The organism is Cobetia sp. 5-11-6-3, from assembly GCF_013374055.1.
Taxonomy (GTDB): Bacteria; Pseudomonadota; Gammaproteobacteria; order Pseudomonadales; family Halomonadaceae; genus Cobetia; species Cobetia marina.
This window is the reverse complement of the sequence record NZ_BLWJ01000004.1, coordinates 262,825-275,658: the sequence shown is the minus strand read 5'-3', so window position 1 is coordinate 275,658 and position 12,834 is coordinate 262,825. Positions and strand designations below refer to the sequence as shown.

The following is a 12,834-nucleotide window of genomic DNA, read 5'->3' as shown; positions in this document are numbered from 1 at the left end:
TTCAGCGCTAATAATTCAGTACTTGGAGTTCAGCGCTTGGAGTTCAGTGCTGCGTATTCACTGCATCGGACTCAGCAACTCAATCAACCCAGCGCCTTGCGCAGATCCGCCAGCGCGCGGATATCGTCCGGGCCGGTGCGGCAGCAGCCACCGATGGCCGTGGCACCTGCGGCCAGCCAGCGCGGTGTCCAGCCGGCGAGGTCATGGTCGTGGTCAGAGCCGTCGCCATCAGAATCTACCGAGACGGCGCAGGCGGCGGACCAGGTCTTGGTGACCGGGTCATAGACCTCACCGGAGTTCGGGTAGATGACGATGTCCTTGTCCGTCTCGCCGCGAATCTCGCGTACCAGCGATTCGATGTGCTCAAGCGCGGTGCAATTGACGCCGATGGCGACCACCTGCTCGCAGTCGGAGATGGCGCGCACGGCCTCACGGATCGGCGTGCCGTCGCTCAATTCGGTGGCGTTGCGCGCGCTGAAGGCGATCCAGGCACGCGCCGTGGGGAAGTCATCGCGCAGCAGGTCACACACGGCCTGGGCTTCCTCGGCACACGGCAGCGTCTCGACGGCGAGCACGTCCGGTCTGGCATCCAGCAGCGTGGCGAGACGAGCACGGTGGAAGTCGCGCAGGCCGGCGCGGTCCAGCGCGTAGCCGCCACGGTATTCGCTGCCATCGGCGAGATATGCGCCATAGGGGCCGACCGAGGCCGCGACCAGCGGCGGGCAGTCCAGGCGCTCCGGGTGCGCGGCGAGGTACTCGCTGCGGGCCTGGGCGGCCAGGGTGACAGAGCGCTGGATCAGCGCGCTGGCCTGGGTCTCGCTCAGGCTGCGCGCCATCAGGCCCTCGAGCGTGGCCTGGTAGCTCGCGGTGGTGGCGACATCGGCACCGGCCTCGAAGTAGGCGCGGTGCACATCGACGATCGCCTGCGGCTCATCGGCCAGCACCCTGGCCGACCACAGCGAGTCGTTGAGATCGAATCCGGCACGCTCAAGCTCGGTGGCCAGGGCGCCATCGACGATCAGGAAGGGCTGCTGGGCGGTGATGGCGCTCAGCGGATTGCGGATGGCATCAGCGGGCATCGAGGGCCTCCTGCGGGGGCGGAGTCGGGGAATTGGCGTCGTCGGTAGACGAGCGATGGGTCAGAAAGTGGACCAGATAGCACAGCGCCACGAAGGGCACGCCGAAGTAGAGCGCGATGCGCTGGTTGGGGTCAAAGGCGATGCCGATGCAGGCCAGCGCGCAGAACAGGAAGGCGGCAATCGGCACGACGGGATACAGCGGGGCGCGGTAGGTCAGCTCGCTGGCGCTGTGGCCGGCTTTAAGCCACTGACGGCGAAAGCTGAACTGGCTGGCGGCGATCGCCATCCACACCAGCACCACGGCAAGCCCGGAAATCGACACCAGCGCCAGATACAGGGTGTCCTCGGCATAGACGCTCGAGAGCAGCGACAGCAGACCGCCGAACATGGTGATCAGCAGCGCGGGCACCGGAATGCCACGCTGATTGACGCGACTGAACACGCGCGGCAGCGTCTTCTGGTCCGCCAGGGTCCACAGCATGCGCGAGGCGGCGTAGAGACCGGAATTGGCCGCCGACAGCAGCGCGGTGATGATCACGAAGTTCATGATGTCCGCCGCGTAGGGGATACCGGTGAGCTGGAAGACCGCCACGAAGGGGCTTTCCTTGAGACCGGCGCTGTCCTGGGGCAATAGGGCGGCGATGACGATGATGGTGCCGATGAAGAAGATGATCAGTCGCCACAGGGTGGCGCGGATCGCCAGGGGCACGTTCTTCTCGGGATTCTCGCTTTCGCCCGCGGCGATGCCGATCAATTCGGTGCCGGAGAAGGCGAAGCTGACGGCCAGCAGTGTCATCAGGATCGGCATCACGCCGTGATCGAACACCCCCTCCTGCAGGATGCGCGTGACGCCCGGCGCCTCGGTATTGCCCGAGAGTGACGTGAAGCCGAACATGGCGGCGGCGCCCACGGCGATGAACACGATCACCGCGGCGACCTTGATCAACGACAGCCAGAATTCGGATTCGGCAAAGAAGCGTGCCGAGACGATGTTCATGCCGAACACGATCAGCGAGAAGAGCCCGCACCAGATCCAGGGTTCGACATCGGGGAACCAGCGGCCCATGAACACGGCAGAGGCGGTGAATTCCGAGCCCAGTGCCACGGCCCAGGTCAGCCAGTAGAGCCAGGCGACGGTATAGCCGGTGGCCGGGCCCAGATACCGGGTGGCGTGGGCGCTGAAGGCGCCGGGTTCGGGATGGTGCACGGCCAGCTCGCCGAGACACATCATCACCAGATAGACCACCAGGCCGCCGATCAGATAGGCGAGCACCGCCCCCGCCGGACCGGCCTGTTGAATGGTATAGCCGGAGCTGAGAAACAGGCCGGTGCCGATGACACCGCCGAGGGACAACATCACCAGGTGGCGCTGCTGCATGCTGCGTTTGAAGTCGTGGGCGTTGCTGTCAGTCATGGTAGGGGTCACTCGAGGTGCTGCCGATGAGAAAGGCCTCTCTCTGGCAGCCGTCGTTCACGATGGCGTGTGGCATGGCGAGAATCGGTCGGGAATACGCAGAAATGCAGCGAATATCATAATTTAATCAATTAGTTGCCACAAAAGGCTGCTTGGGTTGATTGGCTATATGGTTAGATGGGTAATGAGCTTGCGATTCATTTCTCGGCCCAGGGTTTCCCTCCAGCGCAGCGAGTGGCGCTGGAAACGACAACGGCCACCCGAAGGTGGCCGTTCTGTTACACGTGTGTCGGAAAAGGCAACCGATCAGACGAGGCTTTCCAGCGCCTTCTCGACGATGTCGAGACCTTCTTCCAGCACTTCCGGCTCGACCGTCAGCGGCACCAGCACGCGGATGGAGTTGGAGTAGAAGCCACAGGACAGCAGGATCAGCCCCAGCTCCTTGGCCTTGGCACATACGGCCGCCGTCGCGGCGGGGTCCGGCTTGCCATCGGCGTCCACCAGCTCGAAGGCCGCCATGGAACCCTGGTTGCGTGAGTGCGCGACATGCGCGAAGCGTTCTTCCCACTGGGCGAAACGCGCGGCCAGTTGCTCGCCCATCTGGGTGCTGCGCTCCAGGATGTTCTCTTCGCGGATGACGTCGATGACGGCCAGGGCCGCGGCGCAGGACAGCGGGTTGCCGCTGTAGGTGCCGCCCAGAGAGCCCGGGCCGGAGGAATCCATCACCTCGGCGGTACCGACGACGGCTGACAGCGGCATGCCGTTGGCCAGACTCTTGGCCATGGTCATGATGTCGGCTTCGACGCCGCTGTGCTCCATCGCGAACAGCTTGCCGGTACGCGCGAAGCCGGACTGCACTTCATCGGCGATCAGCAGGATGCCGTGCTCGTCACACAGCTCTCGCAGTGCGGTGAGGAAGCTCGGCGAGGCGATGTAGAAGCCGCCTTCGCCCTGCACCGGCTCGATGACGATGGCGGCGGTGCGGTGCGGTGCGATGTCAGTCTTGAACAGGGTGCGGATGGCGTTCAGGGACTGCTCTTCGCTGATGCCGTGAATCGGGTTCGGGTAGGGCGCACGGAAGATGTCACCCGGCATCGGGCCGAAGTCGTTCTTGTACGGCAGCACCTTGCCGGTCATCGCCAGGGTCATCATGGTGCGGCCGTGGAAGGCGCCGTCGAAGGTGATGACACCGCTGCGGCCGGTAGCGGCACGTGCGATCTTGATGGCGTTCTCGACCGCTTCCGCGCCGGAATTGACCAGCAGGGTCTTGCGTTCCGGGCCACGCACCGGCGTCAGCTCGGCCAGCTTCTGGCTCAGTTGCACGTACGGGGCGTAGGAGATGACGCCCGCAGCGGTGTGCATGACCTTGTCGAGCTGTGCCTTGACGGCGGCGACGACCTTCGGGTGACGGTGACCCAGGTTGAGCACGCCGATGCCGCCGGCGAAGTCGATCCAGCGGTTGCCGTCCGCATCCCAGATCTCGGCGTTCAGCGCGGTGTCGGCGAACTGCGGCGTGGCGGTGACGGCACCCTTGGCGACGTACTTGTGCTTGAGGACGTCGAGTTGTTCGTTGCTCAGCTGGGAGTGGCTCATGTCAGGTTCCTTTTCTTGTTGCCGGTGGCATGGCGCGGGCCATGCCACCGTTGTCTAGTAAACGTGGTGGGATAATGTCGTGAGACGTCCTCTCGAGGCGTCCTCGTGAGACAACCACGCGAGGCGTCCTCACAAAATCAGAGGCCGCCGATGCAGACGTACTTCAGCTCGGTGAACTCTTCCAGGCCGTGATGGGAGCCTTCACGACCCAGACCGGACTCCTTGATACCGCCGAAGGGCGCCAGCTCGGTGGAGATCAGACCCTCATTGACCCCGACCATGCCGTATTCCAGCGCTTCCAGCGTGTGCCAGATGCGACGGTAGTCGGTGGCGTAGAAGTAGGCGGCCAGGCCGAAGGGCGTGTCATTGGCCATCGCGATGGCGTCTTCATCCTTGTGGAAGCGGAACACCGGTGCCAGCGGCCCGAAGGTCTCCTCATCCGCCACCACCATCTCGGTGGTGACATCGGCCAGCACGGTGGGCTCGAAGAAGCTGTGGCCCAGGGCGTGCGGCTTGCCACCGGTGACCAGGCGCGCGCCCTTGCCGATGGCGTCATCGACGTGGCTCTGCACCTTGCTGACGGCAGCGCCGTTGATCAGCGGACCGATGGTGTTGCCATCGACCAGGCCATCGCCGACCTGCATGGCGGCGACCCGCGCCGCGAGCTTCTCGACGAAGGCATCGTAGACGCCGTCCTGGACGAGGAAGCGGTTGGTGCATACGCAGGTCTGGCCGGCATTGCGGAACTTGGAGGCGATGGCACCGTCGACGGCGGCATCGACATCGGCATCATCGAAGACGATGAACGGCGCGTTGCCGCCCAGCTCCATGGCGGTCTTCTTGACGGTGGAGGCACACTGCGCCATCAGCGTCTTGCCCACCGGGGTGGAGCCGGTGAAGGAGACCTTGCGGATGCGCGGGTCGGTGGTCAGCACTTCGCCGATGGCGATCGGCTTCATGGCGGTGACGACACTGATCAGACCTGCCGGCAGGCCGGCTTCCAGTGCGAGATCCGCCAGCGCCAGCGCGGTCAGCGGTGTCGCTTCGGCCGGCTTGATGACTACCGCACAGCCTGCGGCGATCGCCGGCGCGCACTTGCGGGTGATCATCGCCAGCGGGAAGTTCCACGGCGTGATCGCGGCCACCACACCGATGGGCTCGCGCAGTACCATCAGGCGCTTGTCGGCACCGTGGGACGGCAGGGTCTCACCGGCCATGCGCTTGGCTTCTTCGGCGAAGAATTCGATGAAGGAGGCGCCATAGGTCACCTCGCCACGCGATTCCGCCAGCGGCTTGCCCTGTTCCAGGGTCATCAGCTGGGCGAGGTCTTCCCGGTGCTCAAGCACCAGGTCGAACCAGCGGCGCAAGAGGGCGGAGCGCTCCTTCACCGGCACCTTCTTCCAGGCGTTGCCGGCGATCTCGGCGGCGGCGACGGCGTCACGGGTATCCTCGGCGCTGACTTCCGCGACACGGGCCAGTTGCTCGCCAGTCGCCGGATTGGTCACGTTGAAGGTGGTACCGGTCTCGCGGCGCTCGCTGCCGATCAAGGCAGGGACGAAGACGTCGCGGCTGTTCTCCGAGTTGACGTAGCGCTTCAGGAAGTCGCTGGTCGGGAGTGCAATACGGGACATGTGGAGCTCCTCTGGCGGTCTGGCGTGCAGTGCATTCATTGAGTGGACAGCGCTGGAGAATCGCGCGGACTGTCCTGATATCGGCTCGCGGTAGTCGAGTCCGATGGGGCCGGGCAGGCGGACGGACCTGCCCGGCGGTCACATGACGAGGCCTTTGCTCAGTGAGCGGTGAAGGCCGGTGCCATGATGCGGTCGCTGTATTCACGTCCGAATTGCTTGAGGGCGATGGCGTACATCACCAGGCCCAGTGCCATCCAGGCGCCGAAGATCATCCACTCGGTGCCGGTCAGTGCGGAAGGGCTGCCCGGCAGGTACAGACAGGCCATGGCGAAGGACAGCAGGATGGCCAGCACACCGCACAGCTTGCCGTGACGCACGCGGAACGGACGCGGCATGTCCGGCTCGCGGATGCGCAGGATCAGGAACGAGATCGCGACGAACAGATAGGCGATGACGATACCCAGCCCGCCCGCATCGACGATCCACACCAGTGCCGGACGACCGAAGAAGGGCGCGATGCAGGACAGCAGGCCGATCAGCAGTACGGCGTTGGTCGGTGTCTTGTGTTTCGGGTGCAGCTTGCCGAGGGCGGCCGGCAGCATGCCGGCATGCGCCAGGGCGTAGATGGCGCGTGAGCCACCGATGTAGAAGGCGTTCCAACTGGTGATGATGCCGGCGATACCCGCCAGGATCATCAGCTTGCTGGCCCAGGGCGTGTTGAACAGTGCCTGCATGGCATCCGGCACGCTCAGTGAACTTGCCAGCAGGGAGTCGTGATCCAGTGCCAGGCTGGTGGCCAGGATGATCAGGGCATACCACACCACTGCCAGTACCACAGACATCATCAGCACCTTGCCGATGGCGTTGTAGGGAAGATTGATCTCCTCGGCGGCCTGGGGGATGACATCGAAGCCGACGAACAGGAAGGGCACCAGCACCAGTACCGCGATGATGCCAGCCGTCACGCCACCCTCAGACTGGGTGAACAGCGGTGTCATGTTGGCGACATCGCCTTCAAACAGTGCACCGGTCACGAACAGGACACCGGCGATCAGGATCACGCCGGTCACGACCTTCTGCAGCAGCGCTGCCGTGGTGATGCCGACATAGTTGATCGCCATCATCGCCAGAGACCCGCCGACACCGACGGCAACCCAGGTGGCCTTGACGTCCCAGCCGGCGATGGTCCACATGTGGCCGACGGCATAGCCGGGTGCGAGGTTCTCGATGACGGTCGGCAGGGCCACCGCCTCGAAGGACACCACGCTCAGGTAGCCGAGAATGATGGTCCAGGTGCACAGGAAGGACGAGAAATGTCCCATGGCACGGTAGCTGTAGACGTGTTCGCCACCCACCTTGGGCATGGCGGCGGCCAGTTCGGCATAGGTCAGGCCGATCAGCACGACGGCGATGCCGCCGATGATGAAGGCGATGATGGCACCGATGCTGCCGGCATTCTGGATCATGCCGCCGGTCAGGACGATCCAGCCCCAGCCGACCATGGCACCGAAGGCGAGGGCCAGAACGTCGCCGCGGGCGAGGACTCTGACAAGTTGTTCTGCAGGGGGAGTTGTTTGGGTCATGGGGGATGCGTCCGAGTCGATCTTGGAATTTGTTATATGGCGGTGCCGGACCTGCTGATGTCTTTCGTGTGCGTCTGCTGTCCTCTGCCGAACGTTCTGGCGGGTAAGCAGGTGCAAGGTCAGTCCTGTCGCTGGCTGAGGCTTGTGGAAAAAATTCGCTCCTGTCGACATCGCAGGAGCGATCCAGCCATCGTGGGCTGTGAGCATCAGTCAGTAGGCAGCGCCTGAGGGACACGCTATCAGCGGTCACTGTTCAGGCGAATAGACCAATTGAGCGTTTGACTGGACCAATCTTGGTGGACTGCGGATAATCAGGGATGAATGGGCGCTGTACCCCGCCAGCCAGGCTGGTTGCTCACGTGATCTATGCAGCGTATGGACGTTACGTGCTACATGAACGATATCGGGAGACCTGCATGGAACTGGCCACGCTTGAGCCATTGATCGAGTGCTATCGCCGCCAGTCGCAGGCCCTGGGCAAGCAGGTGCGGCTGGAGCAGGCATTGCTCGAGATGATTCGTGAGCAATGGCCGGTGGGGGTACGGCTGCCTGCGCATCGCAAGCTGTGCGAGGCGCTGGGCGTGGCACGCAACACCCTGTCATTGGCCATCAAGTCGCTGATCGAGGAAGGCTATTTGCACACCGGGCAGGGTCAGGGCACCTGGACGCGCCGCCCGCATGCCGCGAGACCCGACAGCGCCTCGCCCGAGGCACCTGCGCCACTGCCGCTCTCCACTCGCGCACGCCGGGTGCTGGGCGGGCAGGGGGCCAGCCTGATCCAGAGTGGCGCCTTCGTGCCGGGCATTCCGGATATCGCGCGCTTTCCGATGCGCAAGTGGCGTCAGCTGTATGCCAGCGTGACGGTGCCCCACAACGCGCTGCTGCTGTCGTATTCCAGCGGCGGCTATGGCCCCCTCAAGCGGGAGATTCGGGATTTTCTGCGCCGCTGGCGCAACATCGATTGCGATACCCAGCAGATCATCATCACCGAGGGCACCCACCACGGCATCGAGCTGTGCGCGCTGGCGCTGGCGGACGCCGGCCAGCAGGTGGTGATGGAGTCTCCCTGCTACTGGGGGGCACGCAATGTCTTTCTGGCCGCCGGACTCGAGACCCAGCTGATTCCCTGGCGGCCCGGAGATGACACCGCCGATGCCCCGGGCCACGAGATCGCCCTGCTGGCGCGTCGTCCGGTGCAGATCGCCTATTTCACCGGCTCGCATCACTATCCCTTGAGTGTCCCTACCTCACGGCGTGACAAGCTGGCGCTCTGCGAGGCCTGTCAGCCCGCCTATATCCTCGAGGATGACTACGAGTTCAGTGGCGATGACCATGATCAGCTGCTGTTTGACCCGGACGCCGACAATCGCCTGCTGGTCGGCTCGTTCTCCAAGCTGATGTTTCCTGGCCTGCGGCTGGGCTATCTGGTGGTACCACGCGCGCTGGCCGGGCCGATGAATCGGCTGCGCAGCGAGGTGTTTCGCGAGGGGCGCATGCTGGATCAGGCGGTGCTGGCGCAGTTCATCGCCGATGGGGATCTCGATGCCTGGTATCAGCGCATCCAGCGCGATTATCTCGGCCGACAGCAGGTGGTACATGACCAGCTGTGTCAGGTGAAGGGAGTGATCAGCGTCTCGCCGCCCTCGCGCGGCATCAGCCTGTGCGTGCAGTTCGCCCCCGAGATCGATGACAAGCGTGTCGCGCAACTGATGGTCAAGGAGCATCTGATCGTGCGGCCACTGAGCATGGTCTGCAGCAGCGAGGACTCGCGGCGCGGGCTGGTGTTGGGGGTCGGCATGCTGGCAGGCGAGAGTCTGGTCAGTGAGGTGGCCCGGCTCAGACGCACGCTGGAGAGCATATTGACCATGCGCGACATCCGGTAGGGCGGCACTGAGCAGCGCCAGAACTGAAAACGCCTCCGCCCGGCAGGGCGAAGGCGTGGTATCGACACTGAACGCGAGTGCTACTTTGCCTGCTGCATGCGCTCGGTCAGCTTGCGGAATTCCTCACGCATGGCGCTGTTCTCGAAGCTGGTGGCAACCGGTACCTGCAGGCCGGCGAGGGTGTCGAAGGTCTTGACGCCCTGGCGGATCAGGTCGGCGACATGCGCGCTGAGCTTGACGGTGCGATAGGTATTGGTCGCCACTGCAAGTTCGCGCTGGCTCTTGGTGAGCGATGTCTTGACGCGGTCGCGCTGCTCGCTCACCAGCGAGCGATACAGGTTGATCGTCTTGAGCGTCAGCGCATTGGCGCGGATGTTATTCTCCAGACTCTCACGTGAGCCGCCTTGCTTGATCAGCGCCCGCGCATCCCGCGTGGTGGCTTCGGCTTCGTCGGCGAACCCTTGCAGTTGCGGCAATACCTCGTCATCCACGCGCGTGATGAAGTCCTGCTGCATGGTCACGATCATGCGGTGGAGCATGACGACCATGCCGTAGTAGCGACGCGCGTAGTCCAGATTCTCGCCACTGTCGCGGGTCAGCTCGGCGAGCTGCTGGGCCACCGACTTGATGCTGGCGAACACGACACTCATGGTCAGCACGTCGTCGCCGACCACCGAGGACAGCCACACCTGGACCTGGTCCGGCGTCAGGGTGATGCCGATCTCATCGAGCCGCGCGGCCAGCTTGCCTTCCAGCGTGGTCAGCTCGCCTTGATAGGCGGTGATGTTCTTCTCATGCGCGGCGATCAGCAGGTCATAATCGCCGCGTGTGCTGGCGGTGAATTCGCGCAGGGTATCGGTAGGCGTGAAACGCGTCAGCGTCGAGACCTCGGTGTCGGGCGCCAGGATACGCTTCTCCTTCAACTCGGAAATCTCACGGCGCGATTCACGTATCTTGTCCTCGACCTGTCGATAGGTGCTGCGCAGGGTCGAGAGTTGTGGCACGTCGAGGGCCTGCATGGCTTCCTCGATCATCTCGTCCATATCGCTGTGCGCGGAGGCCTGATCGCGGCTGATCCAGGCCTCTTCCGGCAAGGTGTCCATCTCATCGAAATAGCCGACCGCCTTCTTCAAGGTGGCGAAGGCTTCCGGCTGGTCGAAGTGCATGTCATCGGCTGCCAGGGCGAGACCCGGCGTCAGGGTGGGCGCGAGGGTCGCCAATGACAGACTGAGCGCTGCCAGGAGGCGGGTGGCGGGGCGGCGAGACACTGGCGAACTACCTTGGGGCATCGGGGACACTCGGGTCGGCATGAGCATGGCAGCGCAGAGTAGCAAAATCGCTGACAGGCGTCTCCGAGTTCGCGTCTTGCAAGGCGTGCTCAGTGAGGCTCATAGGCCTCGGGCTTGCCGGTGGCGGGGTCGATGCGGTCCAGCGACGGGCCACGATAGTGGTCCATGATCAGCGCCACCGCTGCCTCGCCGTACTGCGCGAACCAGAAGTCGCCCATGCCCTTGAGGCGCTGGATATTGGTGACGCTGATGTCGTCCATCGCATCGTCAGGCGCCCTGGGCAATCCCGGTTGCGGGCGCATCTCGGCGTTAACGCGGATGTAGCTGCCCGGCGGCGAGATGGTAATGGCCTGATAGCCGACGACCTTCTCGTCGGAGAGCACATCGATCAGACTGCCTTCCAGCATCCACTGCACCGCGCCCCAATGCCGGGAATCCGGGCCGTTGATCTTGCGCGTGCGCGTCCCGGTACCGATCGACAGCACGCGCCGGGTGTCATGCGGCCACAGTCGACAGGCTTCGGCGATAGCGCACATGGTCGGGTTGTTGGCGATCACGCCGCCATCGATCAGCCAGGTCTGCTCATTGTCCGTCCCGAGTTTCATGTCGCGGGTCGGGAAGTAGGTGGGCGCGGCGCTCGAGGCATCCGCCACCTGCCAGGCCAGCAGCTTGTGATGCTCGCGCTTGCTGGACTTCAGCACATGCGGGCGGCGTCTCTCGATCCCGTAGGTGACGACGAGGACCTGCTTGCCGTCAGGGACATCCCGGAGCTTGGCCTGGCCGAGATGCTTCTTGAGCATCGTGCTCTTGCCTTTGGCCTCATAGCGCGGCGCATTGATGCCATCGAGTTCGAACCAGCCACGATTGTCGACGAAGATCTTCCTGGCATTGGTGGCGCTGTAGAGCCCGTTGATGTCCTCGAGGCTCATGTCGGTGGTAGCCAGCGCCAGCGCGATCAGGCTGCCGGTAGAGGTGCCTGCGTAGAAATCGACGCAGTCGCGCAGTGTGGTCTGGTGGTCGCGCTTGAGTGTCGCATCGACATGCATCAGAAACCGGGCGGTGGCTGCCCCACGTATGCCGCCACCATCCAGCGAGAGAATCAGCTTGGACATGCAGGCCTCCTGCAGCGCGAGTGACGTTCCTTTCCTGCCCATGGCATTCCCTGGGCTGCTACCAGAATAGAGAGGCCAACGCTTTACAGCCGTGTGAAATGCCTGATACGGACCGACAGGAGGGCCTGATACTGGCAGGGAGAAGAGGTGATTCGAACGCGGCACAAGCGCTGAGACGCGGTACGCATTCCTTGAGCAGACCCCTATGGGAATGTGAAAAAGGCCACCCGGATCGGGTGGCCTTTGGTGTTGCTGCGTGGTGATCGTCTCGTCGCTGGGCGGACAGTGATCACCAGCCGCTGGCGCAGTGAAGCGTTCAGGGACGCATCGTGATCAGGTGTTGAGCACGACGCCACCATTGAGGTGGATCGTCTGTCCCGACATGTAGCTTGAATCGTCGCTGGCCAGATAGACGTAGGCCGGGCCCATCTCGCTGGGTTGCCCGGGGCGCTCCATCGGTACCTGCTTGCCGAATTCGGCGACCTTGTCATCCTCGAAGCTGGCGGGGATCAACGGTGTCCAGACCGGGCCGGGGGCCACGGCATTGACGCGGATGCCGCGGTCCATCAGCGTGCCGGACAGCGAGCGTACCAGCCCCTGGATGGCCCCCTTGGTGGCGCTGTAATCGATCAGGCTGTCATTGCCCTTGAAGGCGTTGACCGAGGAGGTGGCGATGATGGAGTCGCCCTTGGAAAGATGCGGGACGGCGGCCTTGATCAGATAGAAGTGACTGAAGAGATTGGTCTTGAAGGTGCGTTCGAGCTGCTCGTCATCTATCTCGGTCACGTCATTCCAGTCGTACTGCTCGGCGGCGTTGTTGACCAGGATGTTGAGCTTGCCGAATTCCTCCAGCGTGCCTTCTATCACCTTGCGGCAGAAGGCCGGGTCACCGATGTCACCGGCGATGCGGCTGGCCTTCTGACCTTCGGCCTCGATCAGTCGGAGGGTTTCCTCGGCGTCCTTTTCCTCGCTGCCGACGTGGGTGATCATGCAGTCGGCCCCTTCGCGCGCGAAGTGGACGGCGGCGGCGCGCCCGATGCCGCTGTCGCCTCCGGTGATGACGGCGACCTTGCCCTTGAGCTTTCCGCTGCCCTGATAGCCTTCCCGGATATATTCGGGGCGAGGCTGCATGCGATGTTCATCACCCGGTTGATGATCCTGATGCTGCGGGGGTTGTAGTTGACTCATGCTGTCACTCCTTGTCCGTGAATCATGATGACGACGCAATCGCCTTCAGACGCGAACGCCTA

General features: G+C 63.8%; 9 protein-coding genes. 1 reads left to right on the top strand and 8 read right to left on the bottom strand.

Annotation, left to right across the window (positions count from 1 at the left end; translation table 11 throughout):
• Positions 1 to 83 precede the first annotated feature (83 nt).
• From mmuM to HXS66_RS09205, 5 genes are all read right to left on the bottom strand, one after another.
• On the bottom strand, positions 84 to 1,079 hold the full coding sequence (gene mmuM / locus HXS66_RS09225) for a homocysteine S-methyltransferase (RefSeq protein WP_176503381.1): 996 nt from the start codon (positions 1,077 to 1,079) through the stop codon (positions 84 to 86).
• Complete coding sequence (locus tag HXS66_RS09220) at positions 1,069 to 2,493, bottom strand: amino acid permease (protein WP_176503380.1); 1,425 nt, start codon at positions 2,491 to 2,493, stop codon at positions 1,069 to 1,071. Before HXS66_RS09220 ends, mmuM begins: the two co-directional genes overlap by 11 nt.
• Positions 2,494 to 2,799: 306 nt before the next feature.
• Complete coding sequence (gene gabT / locus HXS66_RS09215) at positions 2,800 to 4,086, bottom strand: 4-aminobutyrate--2-oxoglutarate transaminase (protein WP_371861075.1); 1,287 nt, start codon at positions 4,084 to 4,086, stop codon at positions 2,800 to 2,802.
• Between the two features lie 137 nt (positions 4,087 to 4,223).
• A complete protein-coding gene (locus HXS66_RS09210; protein WP_176503379.1) occupies positions 4,224 to 5,717 on the bottom strand; it encodes an NAD-dependent succinate-semialdehyde dehydrogenase in 1,494 nt (497 codons plus the stop codon).
• Positions 5,718 to 5,875: 158 nt separating this feature from the next.
• Positions 5,876 to 7,300, bottom strand: coding sequence for an APC family permease (locus HXS66_RS09205; RefSeq protein WP_084208603.1), 1,425 nt, complete (start codon positions 7,298 to 7,300; stop codon positions 5,876 to 5,878).
• 416 nt (positions 7,301 to 7,716) lie between these two features.
• Between HXS66_RS09205 and HXS66_RS09200 the strand changes: the two genes are divergently transcribed.
• Entirely contained in the window at positions 7,717 to 9,183 is a 1,467-nt protein-coding gene (locus HXS66_RS09200) for a PLP-dependent aminotransferase family protein (RefSeq protein WP_176503378.1), read from the top strand.
• Between the two features lie 80 nt (positions 9,184 to 9,263).
• On the opposite strand, the gene HXS66_RS09195 is transcribed toward HXS66_RS09200, so the two are convergent.
• From HXS66_RS09195 to HXS66_RS09185, 3 genes are all read right to left on the bottom strand, one after another.
• Complete coding sequence (locus HXS66_RS09195; RefSeq protein ID WP_218015161.1) at positions 9,264 to 10,472, bottom strand: hypothetical protein; 1,209 nt, start codon at positions 10,470 to 10,472, stop codon at positions 9,264 to 9,266.
• Positions 10,473 to 10,561: 89 nt separating this feature from the next.
• On the bottom strand, positions 10,562 to 11,584 hold the full coding sequence (locus HXS66_RS09190; RefSeq protein ID WP_176503377.1) for a patatin-like phospholipase family protein: 1,023 nt from the start codon (positions 11,582 to 11,584) through the stop codon (positions 10,562 to 10,564).
• 333 nt (positions 11,585 to 11,917) lie between these two features.
• The gene (locus HXS66_RS09185) at positions 11,918 to 12,772 is read right to left on the bottom strand and encodes an SDR family oxidoreductase (RefSeq protein ID WP_084208606.1); all 855 of its coding nucleotides are present in this window, start codon (positions 12,770 to 12,772) and stop codon (positions 11,918 to 11,920) included.
• Positions 12,773 to 12,834: the final 62 nt, after the last annotated feature.

Bases quoted from the DNA above. Each gene is read 5' to 3' on its own strand.
- mmuM (WP_176503381.1), bottom strand. From the start codon at position 1,079: ATGCCCGCTGATGCCATCCGCAATCCGCTGAGCGCCATCACCGCCCAG.
- HXS66_RS09220 (WP_176503380.1), bottom strand. From the start codon at position 2,493: ATGACTGACAGCAACGCCCACGACTTCAAACGCAGCATGCAGCAGCGC.
- gabT (WP_371861075.1), bottom strand. From the start codon at position 4,086: ATGAGCCACTCCCAGCTGAGCAACGAACAACTCGACGTCCTCAAGCAC.
- HXS66_RS09210 (WP_176503379.1), bottom strand. From the start codon at position 5,717: ATGTCCCGTATTGCACTCCCGACCAGCGACTTCCTGAAGCGCTACGTC.
- HXS66_RS09205 (WP_084208603.1), bottom strand. From the start codon at position 7,300: ATGACCCAAACAACTCCCCCTGCAGAACAACTTGTCAGAGTCCTCGCC.
- HXS66_RS09200 (WP_176503378.1), top strand. From the start codon at position 7,717: ATGGAACTGGCCACGCTTGAGCCATTGATCGAGTGCTATCGCCGCCAG.
- HXS66_RS09195 (WP_218015161.1), bottom strand. From the start codon at position 10,472: ATGCCCCAAGGTAGTTCGCCAGTGTCTCGCCGCCCCGCCACCCGCCTC.
- HXS66_RS09190 (WP_176503377.1), bottom strand. From the start codon at position 11,584: ATGTCCAAGCTGATTCTCTCGCTGGATGGTGGCGGCATACGTGGGGCA.
- HXS66_RS09185 (WP_084208606.1), bottom strand. From the start codon at position 12,772: ATGAGTCAACTACAACCCCCGCAGCATCAGGATCATCAACCGGGTGAT.